Source organism: Sinorhizobium sp. CB7, from assembly GCF_041357635.1.
Lineage (GTDB): Bacteria > Pseudomonadota > Alphaproteobacteria > Rhizobiales > Rhizobiaceae > Rhizobium.
The window spans coordinates 257943-279891 of sequence record NZ_JAULLL010000008.1; the positions used below are offsets into that span (position 1 = coordinate 257943).

16 protein-coding genes and 1 pseudogene are annotated in these 21949 nt (G+C 58.9%); 6 read left to right on the forward strand and 11 right to left on the reverse strand.

The features are described from left to right. Position 1 precedes the first annotated feature (1 nt). The gene (gene ppx, locus AAE029_RS17190; protein ID WP_371074075.1) at positions 2–1522 is read left to right on the forward strand and encodes an exopolyphosphatase; all 1521 of its coding nucleotides are present in this window, start codon (positions 2–4) and stop codon (positions 1520–1522) included. A gap of 64 nt (positions 1523–1586) precedes the next feature. Here ppx and AAE029_RS17195 read toward each other — a convergent pair whose 3' ends face one another. The 5 genes from AAE029_RS17195 to AAE029_RS17215 form a co-directional block, all read right to left on the reverse strand. After that, complete coding sequence (locus AAE029_RS17195) at positions 1587–2942, reverse strand: esterase-like activity of phytase family protein (protein WP_371074076.1); 1356 nt, start codon at positions 2940–2942, stop codon at positions 1587–1589. A gap of 105 nt (positions 2943–3047) precedes the next feature. After that, positions 3048–4094: an adenylate/guanylate cyclase domain-containing protein gene (locus AAE029_RS17200; RefSeq protein WP_371074077.1), complete on the reverse strand. Its 1047-nt coding sequence runs from the start codon at positions 4092–4094 to the stop codon at positions 3048–3050. A gap of 187 nt (positions 4095–4281) precedes the next feature. Further along, positions 4282–5427, reverse strand: coding sequence for a ribonuclease D (rnd, locus tag AAE029_RS17205; RefSeq protein ID WP_371074078.1), 1146 nt, complete (start codon positions 5425–5427; stop codon positions 4282–4284). 257 nt (positions 5428–5684) lie between these two features. Continuing rightward, a complete protein-coding gene (locus tag AAE029_RS17210) occupies positions 5685–7076 on the reverse strand; it encodes a multicopper oxidase family protein (protein ID WP_371074079.1) in 1392 nt (463 codons plus the stop codon). 92 nt (positions 7077–7168) lie between these two features. Beyond that, positions 7169–8404, reverse strand: a complete 1236-nt coding sequence (locus tag AAE029_RS17215; RefSeq protein ID WP_371074080.1) for an MFS transporter — start codon at positions 8402–8404, stop codon at positions 7169–7171. 216 nt (positions 8405–8620) lie between these two features. On the opposite strand from AAE029_RS17215, the gene aspS reads away from it, so the two are divergent. Next, positions 8621–10411, forward strand: coding sequence for an aspartate--tRNA ligase (gene aspS, locus AAE029_RS17220; protein WP_371074081.1), 1791 nt, complete (start codon positions 8621–8623; stop codon positions 10409–10411). A gap of 70 nt (positions 10412–10481) precedes the next feature. Here aspS and AAE029_RS17225 read toward each other — a convergent pair whose 3' ends face one another. Continuing rightward, complete coding sequence (locus tag AAE029_RS17225; protein WP_371074082.1) at positions 10482–11672, reverse strand: hypothetical protein; 1191 nt, start codon at positions 11670–11672, stop codon at positions 10482–10484. A gap of 230 nt (positions 11673–11902) precedes the next feature. Between AAE029_RS17225 and parC the strand changes: the two genes are divergently transcribed. Beyond that, entirely contained in the window at positions 11903–14161 is a 2259-nt protein-coding gene (gene parC, locus AAE029_RS17230; protein WP_371074083.1) for a DNA topoisomerase IV subunit A, read from the forward strand. A 12-nt stretch (positions 14162–14173) separates the two neighbouring features. On the opposite strand, the gene AAE029_RS17235 is transcribed toward parC, so the two are convergent. The 5 genes and pseudogenes from AAE029_RS17235 to hemB form a co-directional block, all read right to left on the reverse strand. Beyond that, a complete protein-coding gene (locus tag AAE029_RS17235) occupies positions 14174–15229 on the reverse strand; it encodes an acyltransferase family protein (protein ID WP_371074084.1) in 1056 nt (351 codons plus the stop codon). A 189-nt stretch (positions 15230–15418) separates the two neighbouring features. After that, positions 15419–16254 (reverse strand): annotated as a pseudogene (locus AAE029_RS17240) (DMT family transporter). A gap of 57 nt (positions 16255–16311) precedes the next feature. After that, positions 16312–17079 carry an arginyltransferase gene (locus tag AAE029_RS17245; RefSeq protein ID WP_371074085.1) on the reverse strand — a complete coding sequence of 256 codons (768 nt, stop codon included), beginning with the start codon at positions 17077–17079 and terminating at the stop codon, positions 16312–16314. 175 nt (positions 17080–17254) lie between these two features. Continuing rightward, positions 17255–17713, reverse strand: coding sequence for an RDD family protein (locus AAE029_RS17250; protein ID WP_371074086.1), 459 nt, complete (start codon positions 17711–17713; stop codon positions 17255–17257). Positions 17714–17899: 186 nt separating this feature from the next. After that, on the reverse strand, positions 17900–18916 hold the full coding sequence (gene hemB, locus AAE029_RS17255; RefSeq protein ID WP_371074087.1) for a porphobilinogen synthase: 1017 nt from the start codon (positions 18914–18916) through the stop codon (positions 17900–17902). A gap of 136 nt (positions 18917–19052) precedes the next feature. Between hemB and AAE029_RS17260 the strand changes: the two genes are divergently transcribed. From AAE029_RS17260 to AAE029_RS17270, 3 genes are all read left to right on the forward strand, one after another. Next, positions 19053–19490 (forward strand): DUF6163 family protein, encoded by a 438-nt coding sequence (locus AAE029_RS17260; protein ID WP_371074088.1) that lies wholly within the window; start codon positions 19053–19055, stop codon positions 19488–19490. A 131-nt stretch (positions 19491–19621) separates the two neighbouring features. Further along, on the forward strand, positions 19622–20137 hold the full coding sequence (ldtR, locus tag AAE029_RS17265; protein WP_371074089.1) for a transcriptional regulator LdtR: 516 nt from the start codon (positions 19622–19624) through the stop codon (positions 20135–20137). Positions 20138–20576: 439 nt separating this feature from the next. Next, positions 20577–21878 (forward strand): murein L,D-transpeptidase, encoded by a 1302-nt coding sequence (locus AAE029_RS17270; protein WP_371074090.1) that lies wholly within the window; start codon positions 20577–20579, stop codon positions 21876–21878. The last annotated feature ends 71 nt before the right edge of the window (positions 21879–21949 follow it).

Consider the following 21949-nt stretch of genomic DNA (forward strand, 5'->3'; position numbering starts at 1 on the left):
CATGGTTGAATCTGAAGCCCAGGGGCGCCTCCCAGGAATTGCCCCGGTCTCCGTTGTCGACATTGGCTCGAACTCGGTTCGTATTGTTATTTACGAGGGCTTGTCCCGCTCGCCAACGATCCTCTTCAACGAAAAGGTGCTGTGCGGTCTTGGCAAGGGAATAGCGCGAACAGGCAAAATGGACGAGGAGAGCGTCGCTCGCGCTCTTGCTTCGCTTCATCGTTTCAAGGCGCTTTCGGATCAAGCCAGGGCGGCCACCATGTACGTGCTGGCGACTGCCGCGGCCCGAGAAGCCAGCAATGGGCCTGAATTCATCCATCAGGCCGAATCGATCCTGCAGCGGAAGGTTCGCGTCCTCTCGGGCGAGGAGGAGGCGCGTTTTTCTGCGCTCGGCATCATCAGCGGCTTCTTCAATCCGGACGGCATCGCCGGCGACCTCGGCGGCGGTTCGCTGGAACTGATCGACATCAAGGGCAAGGAGATGGGCAGAGGGGTCACCCTGCCGCTTGGCGGCCTGCGGCTTGCCGAGTATGCCGACGGATCAATTCAGAAGGCGCGCTCCTTCGCCCGCAAGCACGTCAAGACTGCCGAGTTGTTGCAGAAAGGCGAGGGGCGCACCTTCTATGCGGTCGGCGGCACCTGGCGTAACATCGCCAAGCTACACATGGAGATGATCGGGTATCCGCTGCATATGATGCAGGGCTACGAAGTTCCCCTCGACGTCATGATACAGTTTCTTGATCAGGTTGCGGAAGCCAGGGATTCGAAGGAGCCCGCTTTCCAGGCAATCTCCAAGCACCGTCGTACGCTGCTGCCCTTCGGCGCCATCGCAATGCGGGAAGTTTTGAATGCGATGCGACCCTCAATGATTTCCTTCTCCGCACAGGGCGTTCGTGAAGGCTATCTTTACTCGCTGCTGACGGACGCCGAGCAAAGGAGCGATCCGTTGATCGCGGCAGCTGGGGAGCTGGCGATTCTGCGGGCACGCTCGCCCGAACACGCGCGCGAACTCGCAGAATGGACCGGGCGGATGATGCCCCTTTTTGGTGTCAGGGAAACCGAGGAAGAGAGCCGGTACCGCCAAGCCGCTTGTTTGCTCGCCGATATAAGCTGGCGCGCCCATCCGGACTATCGCGGATTACAGGCGCTGAACGTCATCGCACATTCATCCTTTGTCGGAATAACGCATCCGGGGCGCGCCTTCATTGCTCTTACGAATTATTATCGTTTCGAGGGCCTGCATGACGACGGCGCAACCGGGCCGCTCTCCACGATCGCGACGCCGCAATTGGTGGAGCGTGCCAAGCTGCTCGGGGGTATGCTGCGCGTTGTCTATCTGTTTTCTGCGTCAATGCCTGGCGTTGTCAAAAGCCTGACGTTCAGGCTAGCGGCGGACAGGGATCTCGACCTCGAATTCGTAGTTCCGCCCGAATATCGCGATTTTGCGGGTGAACGCCTCGAAGGGCGTCTGCAACAACTTGCGCGGTTGACGAACAAGCGGCTTGCTTTCCGGTTCGAATAGCTGGTCTCAACCTAAGGAATAGATTGAAGATCGGGGCCGCTTTCATAAAGCGGCCCCGATTTTCTTACTTCGCGTTCAGGAAGTCACCGACTTCGAGAATGCTGAATTCGTTGTTGTCAGCCTTGTCGACGGCGCGGCCTGCCGAGAAGGGCAGGTTGTTGTCGTTGCCGATGATGATGTGAGTTGCATCCACCCGGTCGACGTTCTCGATCGTGACGAACGGCATGTCGTAATAGCCTTGACCGTTGCCGGCCTTCTTCTTGTTGTCCGGATCCTGGATCTTCAAAAGATCGATGTAGCCGATCTTGCGGACAGCCTTGCCGACATTGGCATCATTGAACTCGATCTTGTAGACGCGCTTCAGCTCGGCCGGAGCTTCGAAGCAATCCGGCTTCGGCTGCTTCGGATCCGCGCAGGCCTTGTCCTTCGTGCCGGCGCCGTTGTCGCGTTCGATGACGAGAGCGGTCGAATCGTCCAGCATGTTGAAGTCGCCGATCGAAACGCCCTTGTCTGCGAAGGGATAGAGCCAGCTGCGGCCGGTCCAGCTCTTCGAGGCGACGTCGAACTCGATGACGCGGATCGCGGTGTGGCCGTCGACGCTTTCCATCTGGCTGTCATCCTTGTAGATCGCGCCTTCGAGCAGGCCATAGAGCTTCGTGCCGTCCTTCGACATGGCCAGGCCCTCGAAGCCGCCGGAGCGCTTCAGGTTGAAGGCAGGCATCTTCTGTGTCGGGTTTCCCGGGAGCGTCAGCAGGGCATTGTCCGGCGAAAGAACCGGCTTGCCGTCGACAGTCGTCGGAATCACGTCCGTCAGCCGGCCTTCGGTATCGATCTTCAGGAGGTAGGGTCCAAACTCGTCGCCGAGCCAGAAGCCGTCGGCAACGGGCTGCACCGATTCGACGTCGAAGTCGGCACCGGTCAGGTAGCGCGTATTCGCGCCTTCCATGACGATCGGGAAGGGCGCCTTCTTGTTCGGATCCGAAAGGAACAGGTTCTTGACGACCTCGACCTTTCCATTGTCCCAGTCGAACTTGAGCTGGTGGAGGAACAGCATGGCATCGCTCGAATTCAGTTTCGAACCGAAGCCGTTGTCGGAGAGCGTCCAGAAGGTGCCGTCCGGCATGGTCTTGATGCCCGAGAAGCCCTGGATCGGTTGACCATCAAGCGGAAGCTTCAGGTCGGTGACGCGGGCGCCATCCTTACCCGGCACGGTGCCGAGGGCATCGGTGCGACGACGATCAGGCGTGGTAAACTTGCCGGAAGTCTTGAGAAAATCGGGCGCATCGGCCGGAGCGGGAACGATGGTGTTGGCCGGAAGGATGGCCTGGCTGACGAGTTTTGCGGGAAATGACTTTTCTTCGGCGGAGGCCGAAGCTGTCAGAATAAAAAGGGCTACTGAAGCAAGAAAATACTTTTTCATCGTGTCACCTGCTGTTGCGGATTGGCGAAGGGTTCCCGCTTAACAGGCGACCAAATCGGTTGCTTGACGTTTCGATGAAGCTTTGATGACGCCCCCGAGGATCTATCAGGCAAGGCGAGCGTGGCTTTTTGAAGAGCACGAACTCAGTGCGACGACGCCGAGTGTTTGCCCACGTCCTTTTACGGCATGACTGCCAAGATCCTCGGCTTGAATATCGTCCGGAAGCTTCATGCGCTGGGCAAGCTCTAAGGAAATAAGGATCGGTCTGCCCAATGCTCGGCACAGGGATTCGAGCCGGGAAGTCGTATTCACCGTATCGCCAAAATAGGTGATCTTGTGATGATCCACGCCGATTTCCGCCGTGATGATCGGGCCGCCATGAAGTGCAGCGCGCAGGCGCGGCACCTGGCCATAGTTTCGCTGCCAGCTTTCGGCATTCGCCTCGATCTCGTCCAGGATGTCGAACACGCAACGGACGCAACGCGCGTCTTCGATCCCCCTTGAAAGCGGCCACGTTATGATTGCCGCATCGCCGACATAGTCGTCGATCGCTCCCTTGTGGCGCCGGACAGGTTCGGCGAAGGCGGAAAAGAGCGAACTCAGAAATTCCTGTGTGCGCAAGTCTCCGAATTTTTCGGCGAAAGCCGTCGAGTCGGCTAGATCGATGAACAGGAAAATACGATCCTCGTTCACCGGGTTGCGATAGCGGTTCATCAGCATGCTGACGAAGATGTCGCGGCCAAGCAATTCGCGGACGCGCAAAAAGAAAATGACCATCGAGCAGACGGCCAGCGAATAGAGGAACACGTCAAACGGCATGCCGATCAGATCGGTCCAGTACGCCGACGGCAGGAGTCCGAGCCCCGACGTCAGAGTGCCGGCGAGCGTGAAGCCCACATTCATGATAATGATATAGACGAGAAGCTCGGCAACGATGAACGAAAAGGTCCCAAGCTTCTGAATGCGTCGGTACAGGCCTCTGAACAGCACTTCCCGTTCGTAGGCAAGCATCGGCATGGCGATGAAAAGCGCGAAAATTGCTCCGACGATGGGCGTGCCCGATGCAAAAAAGAGCATGTCATAGAGCACACCGCTTCCGCCGACGAAGATCGCGATCAGGAGCCAGTTTTGTGCCGGAAATATTTCCTTCATTCCGCTCCTTCTTGCCTCGAAATCACGCCGGGCCATTCTTCCGAGCGCAAGATCCGGGTCCGCTGCATAATTCCTTAAATCGACATTGATTTAAGGTAAAATTATGCAGCAGATTTAAAGTTCTACAGCATCCTTTGCACGTCGCATCGACGCGGGGCGCTGTAGTGCTTTTGAAGCGGCGATCTCTTCAAAGGGTTACTGTCTCGACCTTCTTGCCGACGAAGCGTAGCGCGACCTGGCCCTGGATCAGCTGAAGCGCGGTCTCGCCGAACAGATCGCGCCGCCAGCCGTGCAAGGCGGGAACATCGGCCCTCTCGCCGTCGGCTGCGATCCTGTCGAGATCCTCGCTGTTGGCGATCACTTTCGCGGCCACACCATGCTTCTCTGAAATGAGCTTCAACAGCACCTTCAGGAGCTCGGCCGCTGCCGCCGTTCCCTCGGGCGCCTGTGCGGGGCGGGGCACGTGCGGCATCTCCGCCTTGGGCAGAGCCAGGGCGGTGTTGACCGCTTCCAATACGGCTGTACCCGCAGCCGAACGCTCCCATCCCTTTGGAATCGTTCGCAATCGGCCGAGGGCCTCGGCATCCTTCGGCTGCTGCTGCGCGATTTCATAGATTGCGTCGTCTTTCAGCACGCGTGAGCGCGGAACGTTGCGGGCCCGCGCCTCCCGTTCGCGCCAAGCGGCGACATATTTGAGGATGGCCAGTTCCTGCGGCTTGCGCAGCCGCATCTTCAGACGCTGCCAGGCATCGTCCGGATGGAGGTCGTATGTCTCCCGCGCTTCCAGGACATCCATTTCTTCCGACAGCCACGAGGCTCGGCCCTCGCGCTCGAGCTGCGTTCTCAGCGCTAGGTAGACATCGCGCAGATGGGTGACGTCGGCGAGCGCATATTCAAGTTGCTTGTCCGAAAGGGGGCGGCGGCTCCAGTCGGTGAAGCGCGAAGACTTGTCGATGTGCACGCTCTTGATACGACTGACGAGCTGATCGTAGGAGACTGAATCGCCAAAGCCGCAGACCATGGCGGCGACCTGGGTGTCGAAGATCGGATGCGGGATGAGATTGCCGCGGTTGAAGATGATTTCGATATCCTGCCGCGCCGCGTGGAAGACCTTTAGGACGGCCGGATTGGCCATCAGATCGAAGAAAGGTTTGAGATCGATGCCCTTGGCCAGAGGATCGACCAACACTTCTGTTGTCGGGCTTGCCATTTGAATGAGGCAGAGTTCCGGCCAGAAGGTCGTCTCGCGAAGGAACTCGGTATCGATGGTAATGAATTCCGATTTGGCCAGCTCGGCGCAGGCCGCCTCCAATCCAGCAGTGGTTTCGATCATATCAATTCGTTCGTCAGAGAATGCAGTTACTTAAATCTTCCTTCTCCTTTCGGCCCGGTATGTCAATACGATGCTGTACTTCCGTCTTGTTCGGCAGCAAATTTGCTCACTCTCTGTTGCAGTCACCATATCTGCGACATGGATATAACGATACTGAGCGAAGCGCGGCCGGCGGGGCTATGGGCGCGACAGTCGGGCGGATTTGTCGGTACGAACGTGGCGTTGCCGTTCTCCACGTATCGTCGGGGCAGGTCTTCTCACGTAACCCTGAAATAACACGTCATGCCTGTCTTCTGGTGCTCGATGATGTGGCAATGCAGCAGCCAATCGCCCGGATTGTCGGCAACAAAGGCGAGTTGCACCTTTTCGTCCGGCTGAATCAGATAGGTGTCGGAGACAAGCGGCATCACTTCGCGCGTCGACGAGGAAAGGACCGTGAAACTCATTCCATGCAGATGGATGGGATGCGTGTGCGGCGTCACGTTTTCCATGTTGATCACGTAGCTCTTGCCGAGCTTGAGCTCGGCAAGAGGCGCGGTCGGATCCGGCGTGTCGCCGGGCCAGGGCCTCTGGTTGATAGACCAGAAACTGTAGCCGAGCGAGCCGCAGATGCTGTCGGTCGCTGCGTTTTCCGCAGTCGCGCTGAGAACGAGCGGGATCCGTTTGGCCGTGGAGAAATCCGCCTTGGCAACGGGGTTTTCAGCCAGCGGACCAAGGTCGCCGAGATCATGTCGAAGCGAGCCGCCAACCGCCCGAAAGCTGGCGATCGTGGTCGGCCTAGTGCCGCGAATATCTTCGAGGACGGCGACGGAGCCTTCGCTGTCTGGCATGCGCATGGCGAGATCGAGCCTCTGCCCGGGACCGAGCAGCAGGAGATCGAGCGGGAAACGCTTCGGCACCGGATTGCCGTCGATCGCGATCACGGACGCTTCCGCACCCTCCATCTTGAGCGAGAAGATGCGTGTCACGTCGGTGACCGCGATCCGCAACCGGATAAGCCCGCCAGCCGGCGCATCATATTGGGGTTCCCGTAGCCAGTTGGCGGTGCGCACCGTGCCGTAGGTGCCAGACTTGGCCGCATCTCTCGGACGGAACTGGGCGATGAACTGCCCGTCGCCGCCAAGCCGCCAGTCGCGCAGGTTGAGGGCGATTTCGGAATCGAACTGCGGGTCGCCCGCGGCCTCGACGATGAGAAGCCCGGTCATGCCGTGCCCCATCTGGGTCAAGGTATTGCAATGCGGATGATACCAGAAGGTGCCGGCATCGGGTGGCGTGAAGGTATAATCGAAATTATCGCCGGTATAGACATAGGGCTGCGTCAGAAACGGGACTCCATCCATCTTGTTGTCGATGCGAAGCCCATGCCAATGCACTGTCGTCGGTTCGGCAAGGGTGTTCGTCAGCCGCGCCGAATAGGGTATGCCCTGCTTCATCCGCAGCGTTGGCGGCATGCCATCGGCGCCGTAGCTCATCACGTCTTTGGTCGGGCCCGCATCGGCGATGCGTGCCTCCGTCGTGACAGCCTTCAGAACCTGAGGTTCAGGTGCTGCCTCCGCCAACCGGAACTTTCCGGCGATTCCGAGCCCGACTCCATAGGCGCCGGCGACAGCGGAGGCTTTCAGCAGGTTGCGGCGACTAAGGACGGGCATGGCAGATTCCGGCTATGGTGACGTGCCTTCCTTTTAAAGTTGACTTTTCTTTTCATCAATACTCGGCAATCGCCCAAACTGCCGCAGGCAGATCAGTCATTCTTCTCCGGAGGCGGTGCGGCGAGCTTGTTGAAGAAGGTCGAGGTCCTGAGCAGATTGCGGAACCGCATGGTTCTGGCCTCGGCGGGCACGCCTTCTCGCACCGTCATGCGTTGCAGCGTGTAGAGGATGAAGAGGAAGAGCACGACCGTCATGTAGGTAAATAGTATACGCGGTCCGAAGATATCCAGCATGAAGGATGCAAAGAGCGGACCGATGACGGCGCCCAGCGACCAGAAGAACAACGTTCCCGCTGAAACCAGGGCATGCTGTCCGGGAGCGGCGTGATCGTTGGCATGCGCAGAGCACAATGAGTAAAGCGGCATGGCGAAGGCGCCGAAGACGAAAATGCCGGCGAAATTGAGCCATTCGTTGCCGCCCGCCAGCAAGGCGAGGAAGAGACAGGCCGCGAGCGACCCGAGGGCTGAAACCAGGATAATCAATCGACGATCGAGCTTGTCCGAGTATGCGCCGAGCGGATATTGCAGCACGACGCCGGCGAAAATCCCGATGCTCATGAAGGTGGCGATCGCCGTCACCGAAAGGCCGATGCCCTCGGCATAGACAGGCCCCAGTGAGCGGAAGACGGAGTTTGTGAGCCCGACGACGATGCATCCGATCGTGGCGAGAGGCGAGATGTTCCAGAGAGCCTTGACATCGAAGCGGATCGCTTCCGGCGCACCGGGGCTCGACCGATCGGTCAGGGAGATAGGCACAAGCGAGAGCGTCAGCGCCATCGAGATGATGGCAAAGAGCTGGAAACCCTCGATGCCGACGGCCGGAATGAGATATTGAGCGAGTGTCACCGAGCCGAGGTCGACGAAGCGGTATATGGAGAGTGTCCGAGCTCGGTTGGCGTTGGTGACACGTGCATTCAGCCAGCTCTCGACGACAGCGAAAAGCCCCGCGAAGCAGACGCCCTGGATGAGGCGCATCGCGCACCAGAAGGCGGGATCGATAAGCAGGACCATGGCGATAGAGGCCGCCGAGGCGATGGCCGCGAGCGCGGAAAATGTCCTGATATGGCCGATCGAACGGATGATGCGGGTCACGTAGATGCAGCCGATAGCAAAGCCGATATTATAGCCCGCGCCGACGAGACCGATCGTCGAGGGGGAAAAACCTTCCCGTAAGGCTCGCAGTGAAATGAAGGTCGACTGCAGGCCGTTGCCGCCGATCAGGATACCGGCGGTCACAAGAAGGGGGATGAGCGGCCGTATATGGCTCATGAGGCAGGACCTGAATGCGGGTGACGCCTGAATCGGCGCCTCCGAGGCAGGTTGTCTTTCTAGCCAAACCTAAGCCGCAAAAACAGCTTAAAACGCGACGCTGTTTGTCCGAGCCTTGACAAATCGGGCCGGCCATGCGCTTTTCCGCCCGATTTTCCTATCGGCAGGCGAGGCGTTTTCCGCCCGCTGCCGTTTACCGAATCCGGGATTGATAAAATGCATCGCTATCGCAGCCACACATGCGCCGCTCTGCGCAAATCCGATGTCGGGTCGACCGTCCGCCTTTCCGGCTGGGTTCATCGCGTCCGCGATCACGGCGGCGTGCTGTTTATCGACCTGCGTGACCATTACGGCGTTACACAAGTCGTTGCCGACCCGGATTCCCCGGCCTTCAAGATTGCAGAAACTGTGCGTGGCGAATGGGTGATCCGCATCGACGGTCTCGTGAAGGCCCGCACCGACGACACCATAAACAAGAACATGCCGACGGGCGAGATCGAGCTTTATGCTCAGGAGATAGAGATCCTTTCCGCCGCCAAGGAATTGCCGCTGCCGGTCTTCGGCGAGCCCGACTATCCGGAAGATGTCCGTCTTAAGTACCGCTTCCTCGATCTTCGCCGCGAGACGCTGCATAAGAACATCGTCAAGCGCACGCAGATAATCGCTGCGATGCGCCGCGAGATGACTCAGGTCGGCTTCACCGAATACGCCACCCCGATCCTCACGGCCTCCTCGCCGGAAGGAGCCCGCGACTTCCTGGTTCCGAGCCGCATTCATCCCGGCAATTTCTACGCGTTGCCGCAGGCGCCGCAGCTGTACAAGCAGCTCCTGATGGTGGCCGGCTTCGATCGATATTTTCAGATTGCGCCGTGCTTCCGTGACGAGGACCCGCGTGCTGATCGCCTGCCGGGCGAATTCTACCAGCTCGACCTCGAAATGAGCTTCGTCGAGCAGGAGGATATCTGGGACACGCTGGAACCCGTCATTCGCGGCATCTTCGAAGAATTCGCGGACGGCAAGCCAGTCTCGCAGAAGTTCCGTCGCATACCTTTTGATGACGCCGTCCGCATGTACGGCTCCGACAAGCCGGACCTGCGCAACCCGATCGTCATGGAATCGGTCACCGAGCATTTCGCCGGCTCCGGTTTCAAAGTCTTCGCAAACATGATTGCCTCCAACCCGAAGGTCGAAGTCTGGGGCATCCCCGCCAAGACCGGCGGTTCGAGAGCCTTCTGCGATCGCATGAATGCCTGGGCGCAGAGCCAGGGCCAGCCGGGCCTCGGCTACATCTTCTGGCGCAAGGAAGGCGACAAGCTGGAAGGTGCAGGCCCGCTCGCCAAGAATATCGGCGAAGAACGTACGGAAGCGATCCGCATACAGCTCGCCCTTGATGATGGCGACGCCTGCTTCTTCGTCGCCGGCGAGCCGGAGAAGTTCTACAAATTCGCGGGCGAAGCGCGCAACCGCGCTGCCGACGAGTTGAACCTGATCGACCGCGACCGCTTCGAGCTTTGCTGGATCGTCGACTTTCCCTTCTACGAGTGGCTCGAGGAAGAAAAGAAGATCGACTTCGCGCATAATCCCTTCTCCATGCCGCAGGGTGGCCTTCGGGCGCTGGAAAGCCAGGAGCCGCTCACGATCAAGGCGTTCCAGTACGATATGGTGTGCAACGGCTTTGAGATCGCCTCCGGTTCGATCCGAAATCAACTCCCGGAGGTCATGGTCAAGGCCTTTGAACTGACCGGCAAGTCGCGTCAGGAAGTCGAGGAGCAGTTCGGCGGTCTTTATCGCGCGTTCCAGTACGGCGCCCCGCCGCATGGTGGCGCGGCTTTCGGTATCGACCGTATCGTCATGCTGCTTGCGGGCGCCAAGAACCTGCGCGAGATTTCGCTGTTCCCGATGAACCAGCAGGCTCAGGACCTGCTGATGGGTGCACCGTCGCCGGCAACGCCGACGCAACTGCGCGAACTGGCGATCCGCCCGATTCCGCCGCAGAAGAAGGATTGAGATTTATCCTCTCTTGAGACAATAAACCCGGCGAACAAAATCGCCGGGTTTTTGATTTGCGGACGAAAGCTCAGTTGTTGGCGGTAACCTTGACGCCTAGCACCTGTGGCAGCGTGTTGGGAGCGCCCATTGCCGCGCCCATGATCATCGGAAACGGGACCGGCTTTTCCGGGGCAGCGCTGATTGTAAAGCTCTTCGGGTCGTCCAGATAGGTATTGACCGCCGCTGAGACGGCTTTCTGAAGCTCCGGAATGTTGAGCTGCGCCAGCATGATCGGCGTCATCGCCTTCAAGGAATTGGCAAACTGCTTTCCGGACATGCCCTGCTGCGAGCCGGCATAGTCGAGCACCCGATTGGTGATCGAGGCATCTTCGAAACGGATCTGAGCGCTGATGAAGTTGAGCTGCTGCGTCAGGCCGAGTATCGCCAAGCCAAGAGCCTGCTGCGCTTGTTCCTTGTTCGGATTGGCCTCGGAAGCCTTTACCGCATCCTGCATCGACCGAAGGAACTGCAACGTATAGCCGGAGAGATTAAAGGCCATGTTGAGCCGGCCGACATTGTTGAAGTCGAAGGCGAATTCCGAGAGGTCCATCGTACCGGAACCAACCTCCCATCCACCCTTCATGGTGAGTTCGCCATCGAGATGCTGAAGCGCGAGCTTCTCGATCGCCTCTTTGCTCTGCGGGTCGCCGGCTTTCGTCAAATCGGCCTTCACATCCCTGAAGCCCCCATCGAAGTCGACGCCCGACTTATTGTCACGCGGCGTTACTGTTAACAGGCTTTCGCCGATTGAGAAAACTTCCTCGCCGTCCTTGACAATTCTGACGGGACCCGCATGGCCACTCTCATACATCAGGAGCGAATCGAGAGTGTCGCCACTGGCATTTGCAGGCACGGTCATTCCTCTGAGCGTGAGCTCCTGCGCGGTGACGGTGAGGCCTTCGTTCGTCATGTTGACGTCAGGGAAAGCAACCTGATCGACGTGATATCCGCCGTCGGCCTGTTCTTCGACGCCGGTCAGCGTCACATCGCCGAGCGCAATGGCATTAGCGCCGCCATTCGGCATGAAGGTCGTTCCCTTCAGCGTGACTGTCGTTCCCGAGACATCGATGTTTGCGGCAGCGAGAGTTCCGCCTTGAAGATTGTAGGCTGCATTGATCTTCTTTAGCAGATCGGCACCGTCGAGCGCAAAGGCACTGCCTGCAAGCGACAGAAACGCTGCGCCAGAGAGCATGAGCCGGGTGGTCCGGTGAAATGTCATGTGGGGGTCCTTTGTTGCAGTGTCTAGAATTTAGGCGGCAAATCTAATGTGCGATTAGGACTAGTATATATTTATGTCTTTCAAAATTTCCGATGAGAGTAAAAAACGAATAAAACCGCCATTGGCCTTATGAAGAAAACGAGGCAGCGTTTTTTTCGCTGACGCGGTCATCCACAACGCGATCCATTGGTTTCCTTGCCGGGAATCGCATTCTCCGCTAGTCAAGGGCCATGGGACAAGAAATTTTGCCGCCCGCCGGCGGAGACGACGACAGCATTCATCCGGTTGACCTGAAGGCAGCGCTCGAGGAGCGCTATCTGGCCTATGCGCTTTCGACGATCATGCATCGGGCGCTGCCCGATGTTCGTGATGGTCTGAAGCCGGTTCATCGTCGCATCGTCTATGCCATGAGCGAGATGGGCTTGCGCCCGAATGCCGCTTTCAGGAAATGCGCCAAGATCGTCGGCGAGGTGATGGGTAATTATCACCCGCATGGCGACCAGTCGATTTATGACGCGCTGGCGCGCCTGGCGCAGGATTTCTCGCAGCGCTATCCGCTTGTCAACGGACAGGGCAATTTCGGCAATATCGACGGCGACAGTCCCGCCGCCATGCGTTACACCGAATCCAAGATGACGACGGTCTCCGAGTTGCTGCTCGAAGGCATCGACCAGGATGCGGTGGATTTCCGCGATACCTATGACGAGTCGAATTCCGAGCCGATCGTCCTGCCGGGCGCTTTCCCCAATCTGCTCGCCAACGGCTCCTCCGGCATCGCCGTCGGCATGGCGACCTCGATCCCGTCGCACAATGTCCATGAGCTTTGCGATGCCGCGCTGCACCTGATCAAGCATCCGGACACCTCCGTTGAAACCCTGGTGGAGCAATTCATTCCCGGGCCGGATTTCCCGACGGGCGGCATCGTCATCGATGACCGTCAGAGCATCATCGAAAGCTACAAGACGGGTCGCGGCGGCTTCCGTGTCCGCGCCAAATGGGAGACCGAGGATCTCGGCCGCGGTGGCTATCAGATCATCGTCACCGAGATTCCGTTCCAGGTGCAGAAGTCGCGGCTGATCGAGAAGATCGCCGAGCTGCTGATCGCCCGCAAGCTGCCGTTGCTCGAGGATATTCGGGACGAGTCGGCCGAGGATATTCGCGTCGTTCTCGTCCCGAAGAGCAGGACGGTCGATCCCACGATCCTGATGGAATCCATGTTTAAGCTGACTGAGCTCGAAAGCCGGTTCCCGCTGAACATGAACGTGCTCTCGCTCGGCCGCATTCCGCGCGTCATGGCGTTGAACGAAGTGCTCAAGGAGTGGCTCGATCATCGCCGCGAAGTTCTACTGCGCCGTTCGCGCTTCCGGCTGGCCGCGATCGAAAGGCGGCTGGAAATCCTCGGCGGCCTGCTCATCGCCTACCTCAATATCGACGAGGTGATCCGGATCATCCGAGAGGAGGACGAACCCAAGCCGGTGATGATGGCGCGCTTCGGACTCACCGACAATCAGGTCGAGGCGATCCTCAACATGCGGCTGCGCTCTCTGCGCAAGCTCGAGGAATTCGAAATCCGCAAGGAGTTCGACGATCTTACCAAGGAGAAAGCCGATATCGAGGCGCTGCTTGCCTCGGATGAGAAGCAGTGGCAGACAGTCGCCTGGGAAATCGGCGAGGTAAAGAAGAAGTTCGCCAAGGCGACCGACATCGGCCGGCGCCGCACGCAATTTGCTGAAGCGCCGGATGCCGACGTCGAAGCCATTCAGCAGGCGATGATCGAGAAGGAGCCGATCACCGTCGTCGTCTCCGAAAAAGGCTGGATCCGTGCGCTCAAGGGCCACATCTCCGATACGTCGACCCTGACCTTCAAGGAAGGCGACGGGCCGAAGGTGGCATTCCCGGCACAGACGACTGACAAGATTCTCATTCTCACCACGGGCGGCAAGGTCTTCACGCTCGGTGGCGACAAGCTCCCCGGCGGACGCGGCCATGGTGAACCGCTGCGCATCATGGTCGACATGGAGAGCGACCAGGACGTGCTGACGGCGTTCGTTCACGATCCGGCCCGCAAGATGCTGGTGGTTTCGACGGCCGGTAACGGCTTTGTTGTGCCGGAAGCGGAAATGGCAGCCAATACCCGCAAGGGCAAGCAGATCATGAATGTCTCCTTGCCGGATGAGACGAAGCTGATCGTTCCGGTTCAAGGCGATCATGTCGCCGTTGTCGGCGAAAACCGCAAACTGCTGGTCTTCCCCCTCGCGCAGATCCCGGAAATGTCGCGCGGCAAGGGTGTGCGCCTGCAACGCTACAAGGATGGCGGCGTATCGGATATCCGCTGCTTTGCCATGGTCGATGGTCTCGTCTGGGAAGATAGCGCCGGGCGCAGCTTCACCAAGACGAAGGACGAGCTTGCCGAATGGCTCGGCGACCGCGCTTCTGCTGGACGCACTGTTCCGAAAGGGTTCCCGCGCAGCGGCAAGTTTTCGGGATGACGGTCGGCCCGATCATGCGGGCTGATGGCGACGGAACAGACCGTGTTTTATCGCCTGACGCATCGGCATTTCAAAGTAGCGTAGTGAAATGACGGCGGCGACGTAGGTCGCCACAAGACCTGCAGCGACGACCGGTATAGTGACATCGCCCAGAAGGCGCGGCGCAAGAACCGAGAACAGCACCGTCGCCACGAGCGGATGCAGCATGTAGATGGAGTAGGTCAATTCGCCTCGCTCTCGTAGAGGAGCCCAGGAGGCGATGGTCGGCATGTTCGTCCGATCGCACAGGAACCCGGTCGCTGCGACGCCATAGACGAGAAACAAGCAGAGTAGCGGCCCCTGATGCGTGAGAAGTGCCACGGCGGCGGCGATGAGCAGGCCATGAAATAGCCAAGGTGCGAACTTTCCAAGGGAATTTGCCGGGCACCGCATTTGCAGCCAGACGCCAAGGGAAAACGCCGGCAGTGCCCTGAGGATCGAATAGTCCCAGGTCAGAAGAGGGAGCGGTCGCCCGGCGATGATGAGAGCAGCAAACCACGCGGAGACGAAAAGAGCGGCCAGAACGGTCAATGAAACTCTATTGCCGCGCGTCATCAGCCACAGGACAAGCGGAAAGAGCAGATAGACGAAGAATTCGGCGCTCACGGACCAGCTGACATAATTGAAGCTGAAACCCTGAGCGAAACCCCAGGCATGGACAAGCAGGAGATTCGGGATCAGGTCGGCAAAATTATACTTGTCGGCATTGGCGGCATTGAGGATACCGCCGATGACCAGGCATCCGATCACGACATAGAACAGCAGGGTCGCTAGATGCAGCGGATAGATGCGGGCGATGCGGTTCTTAAGGAAGGAGCCATAGTCTCGACGCAGGTCCCAATCCGTCCCGTAGACATGGGCGATGACGATGCCGGAAATGACGAAAAACAGGTCGACGGCATAGGAAAAACTGCTGGTCCAATTCAGCTCTGTCTGGTCGGCGAGCGTGTAGGGTACGTAATGCGTCAGAACGATCATAACGCTCGATATGAATCTCAGACCTTCGAGTGTGTTGTATTTCGTCGGCATCGGGCGCGTCGCTGGGCGGGACGTAAGGGAACGTCGGTTTCATAGGCAGAACCACTCTTTACACCACGACCGGTGAACGGCTGGTGTGAAGTCAAAGTTAACATTGCCTTGCCGGACGAGACGCATTGTAAAAATTCGATGCACTCGACCGGCTGATCGTGGCATCAAGAGGACATCTGGAATCTGGAATTATGCTGCGTTCTTTACACGGCCGGCATTCACTCGGGCTTGCCAGAGAGAATGAGCGATCAGAGCGAGGATGAGGATCAGACCGCCGGTCAGCGTCACGTGGCTCGGAGCCTCGGAGAAGATCAACCAGACCCAGATAGGCGCCAGAATCGTTTCGAGCAGATAGAACATGCCGACTTCCGGCGCGGAGAGATAGCGCGGGCCCGTCGCAAGGCACCAGAACGCGACCGGCATCATGATGGCGCCATCGACGAGTATCCAGACTGGATTTTCCAGATGAAACCCGGTGGATTGCACCTGGTAGAGGCCGATCGCCGCAGGTATGAGCGCCGACAGCATCGAAACGAATCCCATGTCGCGCCGCGATGCGCGGCTGACGGTAATGGCCGAGGCAAGCACCAGCGCGGAGAACAGGGCGATAGCATCGCCGAAGAAGTGTCCGCTCGCAATGCCGCCCTGGACGATGAGACCAACACCGACATCATGACGGCCATTGTGATCAGAGTTGATGTCGAGGGCCGTTCGGCAAGAAAGACCCAGGAGAGCAGCGCGGCGAACATCGGATTGAAGGCAAGGATGAAGACGACGTTTGCCGCAGCCGTATGATAGATGGCTGCGAGGAAGGTAAGCGTAGAAAGACCGTAGAGGCAGAAAGCGATCACGCCATACCAGCCTGGTATCAGAACGGGTCGCGCGCGCCAAAAGAGGCGCAGGATTGCCATGATTGCCGCCATTGCAACCACGGTGGCAAGTCCGCGAACGCCAAGGATGGTCCAGACGCTGCCGTCGGCCAGGCGGATGAGCGGAATGTCAGCCGAGAGGGCAAGGCCGCCGATCTACGTCAGCAACAGGCCTTTCCTGTGCGGGGAAAGGGAGGGAAAGACCATGATAATCTAGCCGGAGCCCTCGTCGTCCAGCTCAAAGCGCTCCCATCCGCGTGCGGTCAGATGTTCCTGCGGCTGGAAACGCGTCTTGTAGTCCATCTTGCGCGAGCCCTTGACCCAGTATCCGAGATAGACGTGGGGGAGCCCGAGGGTGCGGGCGCGTTCGACATGATCGAGAATCATGAACGTTCCGAGGGAGCGCTTGTCGAGAGACGGATTGAAATAGGAATAAACCATCGACAGGCCGTCGCTCATCGTATCGGTCAGGGCCGCGGCCAGCAATTCGCCTTTCGGCCGTTCCTGGAAGGCGGATCCTTCCTCGCGACGCCGGTACTCGATGATGTGCGTGTTGACATGCGTATCCTCGACCATGATCGCATAGTCGAGCACGGTCATGTCCGACATGCCGCCCTGTTGGTGGCGGTAGTCGAGATAGCGGCGGAAGAGGGAATATTGTTCACTGGAGGGCTGCGCAGGGTATTCGGTGGCCACAACATCGCTGTTGGCCGCGAGCACCCGTCTCATGGAGCGGGTCGGTTGGAACTCCTGGGCAAGGATCCGAACTGACACGCAGGCGCGGCAGGACTCGCATGCCGGCCGGTAGGCGATATTCTGGGAACGGCGAAAACCGCCCTGCGTCAGGATGTCGTTCATCTCCGGCGCACGCGGTCCGACAAGATGCGTAAACACCTTGCGTTCCATCTCATGCGGCAGATACGGGCAGGCAGCCGGAGCCGTCAGGTAAAACTGCGGAGATGGCGTCGACTGCGTGTTCATTTGCCGCTGATCAATCCTTTCCTCCGCCGCTCGGCTTTACTTTATAAGCATGGCCAAAGATTGAAAAACGTCAACTGCGCCTTTGGCCTCAAAAGCCCTGATTTTTAGGGGGCGGCGTAAAAATCCTGTCACGGGCGACGGGCTGTGAATTTGAGACGCAGTCGCGAACTGACCTTCAGGCCGTACGGATGACGACGGTTCCCAGAAGGAGGTCGTGGATGAGCCTGCTGCGCTCGATAAATAGGCCCGCCAGCAGGATGAGCGGTGTCAGGACCGAGTTCAGGATCCAGAACAGCGCCAGGTGCACGATGGCGATCAGGAAATCCATGGGCTGGCCGTCGAGCCTTACCATCGCAAGTCCCATGGCCCGCATTCCCAGGGACGCCTGGTTCGGGCCGCCGAGGGTCAGGCCGAAATAGAGTGCCGCGACGATGATGAACAGGATCGGATAGAGAAAGAATCCGAGCCCCAGCGTTACGATCCCGAGGAAGAAGACGACAATCGCCGCAGGAATGCAGAGCAACAGCACGATCACGTAATCGACGAGAAAGGCGAAGACGCGCCGGCTCAGCACGCCGCTATAAGCGCGCCAGTCGTCCGGTGCGGCATAAAGCGGGTTTGGGTTCAGGCTCATCTGGCTGCTCCTTTGAAGAATTTAGAGCGGGATGCCGAAAAGTGTGCGCGGTTTTCGGGTGACATCCCGCTCTCACTTTTGATTTAGAGACGGATTCAGATTTCAGGTCGATTCGACCTGAAATCATCCGGCTCTAGGCAGATGATATGGTAACGGCTGGGGCAAATACAACGATTTCCCCCGTCGTCAGCCTCTTTTCGCCAGCAGTTTCGCCACCTCCGGCGCGAAATAGGTGAGGATACCGTCGCAGCCGGCACGCTTGAAGGCGAGCAGTGTTTCCATCATGACCCGCTCGCCATCGATCCAGCCGTTCATCGCAGCCGCCTTGATCTGGCTGTATTCGCCGGAGACCTGATAGGCGAAGGTCGGCAGGCCGAAGGCCTCCTTCATCCGCCAACAGATGTCGAGGTAGGGAAGGCCGGGCTTGACCATCAGCATGTCGGCCCCTTCCTCGACATCGAGCGCGGCATCGCGCAGCGCCTCGGTGCCGTTGGCCGGATCGATGTAATAGGTCTTCTTGTCGCCCTTCAGGAGACCGCCGGTACCGATTGCCTCCCGATAGGGGCCATAGAAGGCCGAGGCGAACTTGGTGGCATAGCTCATGATGCCGACATTCTGGTGCCCCGCCGCATCGAGCGCCCGTCGGATCGCACCGATGCGGCCGTCCATCATTTCGGAGGGGGCGATGATGTCGGCGCCGGCATCGGCTTGCATGACGGCCGCACGTGCGACCTGCTCGACCGTCTCGTCATTGACGATCTCGCCGCCCCTGAGGATGCCGTCGTGACCGTGACTGGTGAAGGGATCGAGCGCGACGTCGGTGATGACGCCGATGTTCGGAACCGCCTTCTTGATCGCCCGAGAGGCGGCATTGATGAGATTGTTCTCCTCGAGACTGTTGGATCCGGTCTCGTCGCGCAGCCCCATCTCTATATTGGGAAATGTCGCGAGCGCCGGTACGCCGAGGTCGGCCGCTTCCCTGGCGGCTTCTACCGCCTTGTCCACGCTCAAGCGACTGACGCCGGGCATGGCAGGGATCGGCTCGACGATGCCGCTGCCGGGAATGATGAAGATCGGCCAGATCAGATCGTCGACCGTCAGCCGGTTTTCCTGCACGAGCCGGCGCGTCCAGTCGGCCTTGCGGTTGCGCCGCATCCGGCGGTGTCCGGTGATTTCGTCAACGAGATGCGTCTTGTCCTGCATGGCCCGTCATTCCTTGTCTGCTTTCTTTTTATGGCAGCGTCATTATCATGCCATCTCGTCAATTCAAAACGGTCGAAAGGCCGCAGCCGCACTATCCCTCTGGCGAGGGGAGGGCGGCATACTTATTGTCTGGGACATGGATATTGATTCTCCAACGATGCCGAAACGGACACTGATAGGGATTCTGTTCATCCTCTTCATGCGGCTGATTGCCGTGTCCTGTTTCTGGTTCGGTCTCCAGTACTGGGCGATGCTTGTCGGCTATTCGCTCGGCGGCGGCGGTCGGTTCGATCTCCTGACGCTGCCGTGGAAAGTGGCGGGCGCCGGGCTCGCCGTCATCTTTCCAGTCGCCTCGCTCGGTCTCTGGCTTACGGTGTCCTGGGGACCCGTCATGTGGGTGCTGGCTGCGGGCGGTCAGGTCCTGATGTACGGCGTCTGGCCTGAGATCTTCGGTCATAACCAATTGATCCTGATACTGCACAGTGTAGTCGCGCTGCTCTATGCTGCATTCCGGGCCGCGCTGTGGCTCGAGAAGCGGCGTCAGCGCGATAGCGTGATGATTGATTTACCATGATACAACGACGCTCTCTGGTAAGGCGCTGTTAAGGCTGCGTTTTAAGTAGAATTTTATGTGTATTCGATAGGGTCTCACTCAAGGCGGGAAGAAAAACCAACACCGCCAAACAAAACAGTGAGGCAGTCATCATGAATACGAAAATCAAGCCGCAGGCCGTTGCAGGCGTCCGTGACCAGCAGGATCAGGACATCCGTAATCTCTATATGGAATCCCTTCATCTCGTCGAGCGTCTGCATCGCCGTCTTCTCGACGTCATCAAGGACGAATTCGACCGTCAGGGCCGCAGTGACGTCAACGCCGTTCAGGCGCTCCTTCTCTTCAACATCGGCAATTCCGAGCTGACCGCCGGTGAGCTGCGTTCCCGCGGCTACTATCTCGGCTCGAACGTCTCCTATAACGTCAAGAAGCTCGTCGACCTCGGCTTCATCAACCATCAGCGCTCGCGCATCGACCGTCGCTCGGTCCGCATCAGCCTGACGGAGACTGGCCAGGATATCGCCGAAACGGTCGCCCGGCTTTATGAGCGTCACATCGTTTCGATCGACAAGGTCGGCGGTATCGGCACCGACGAATTCAACCAGATGAACAAGCTCCTGCAGCGCCTGGACCGCTTCTGGAACGACCAGATCTTGTATCGTCTCTGATATTCCGAAGCCTCCTTCGGGTTTGAAAAAGCCGGGCGCTCCCTGCGTGCCCGGCTTTTCCCGTCCACATCCCGCGTGTCTTCTTTGCAACGCATGCGAAGGATGAGCCCATAGCGGTATTCAAGCCGTTTTTTAGCCGCTATTAACGATGATCGTGTAGTTACCAGTGGTGGTTGTCCTGACATGCTTCTGTCATCGGTGGACATCGTGGCAAGCGACACGAATTGGCCATATTGACGTGGCAGCGGAAATGGACGGCAACCAGCGCTCTCAGGATATTTGTTCGTTGTGCCGCGCTTTCGGCTCGCAACTTTGTGATGCCCCTGCGCGAGAATTCTGTAGTGCGTCGAGGCAACGAATTGATAGGGAACTGCGTTATTGGCAGTGCTTCGCAATTGCTGCACCAGTGAATTAGTTGCGGCGTTCAACGGTAGGAAAAATGTCGAAGAAAAACGGAATTGAAGCTCTCTCGCGCCGCTCCTTCCTGCGGTCCGCGACAACGATCGGTGCGACCGCCCTGGCGGCGCCGGCCTTTGCGCAATCCGCTCTCGATGCGCTGATCAATGCGCCCCGCCGCGGCAATTGGGACGATCAGTTCGACGCCAAGGCTGCCTCCCGCACGGCGAGCGCCGTCGTTTCCAACACGCCGATCCTCAGTTCTCAGTCCGTGCCCAGCATCCAGCAGGCGATCATGCAATATCAGCAGATCGCCTCGGCCGGCGGCTGGCCGCAGATCAATTCGACGCAGCGTCTGCAACTCGGCGTTACCGATCCTGCTGTTCAGACGTTGCGCCAACGGCTTGCGATCTCCGGCGATCTGCCGCAGGAAGCAGGTATGTCGAGCGCCTTCGACTCCTATGTGGATGGCGCCGTCAAGCGCTTCCAGGCCCGTCACGGCCTTCCCGCCGACGGCGTCATCGGCGAGTTCACCGTCAAGGCGATGAACATCCCGGCGGAGGTCCGCCTGCAGCAGCTCAACACCAACCTGGTTCGCCTGCAGACCTTCCCTGAAGATCTGGGTCGCCGTCATGTGATGGTCAATATTCCGGCGGCCTACATCGAAGCGATCGAGGATGGACAGGTGGCGCTTCGCAACACCGCGATTGTTGGCCGCATCACCCGTCCGACGCCGATCCTCAATTCCAAGATCTACGAGGTGATCCTCAACCCCTACTGGACCGCACCGCGCTCGATCGTCGAAAAGGACATCATGCCGCTAATGCGCAAGGATCCGACCTATCTGGAGCGCAACAGCATTCGTCTTTTCGATGGCCAGGGCAACGAGGTTGCGCCGGAAACGGTGGACTGGAACGCCGAAAAGGCACCGAACCTGATGTTCCGGCAGGATCCCGGCAAGATCAACGCCATGGCCTCCACGAAGATCAACTTCCACAATGAATACGCCGTCTATATGCACGACACGCCGCAGCAGGGCCTGTTCAACAAGCTGATGCGTTTCGAATCGTCCGGCTGTGTTCGCGTCCAGAACGTGCGCGACCTGTCGACCTGGTTGCTGCGCGAAACGCCAAGCTGGTCGCGCCAGCAGATGGAGCAGGTCATTGCCAGCCGCGTCAACACGCCGATCAAGCTGGCCGAGGAAATTCCGGTCTATTTCGTTTATATTTCGGCCTGGGGCATGCCGGATGGCGTCGTGCAGTTCCGCGACGATATCTATCAGCTCGATGGCAACGCGGAACTGGCGCTCGACACGACGTCCGGTATGGAGCAGCCGGTTCAGTAAGCCTGATTAGTTTTCTTACGCTTTGCGGACCGCGCCTGATGAGGGCGCGGTCTTGTTGTATTTAGTCCCCA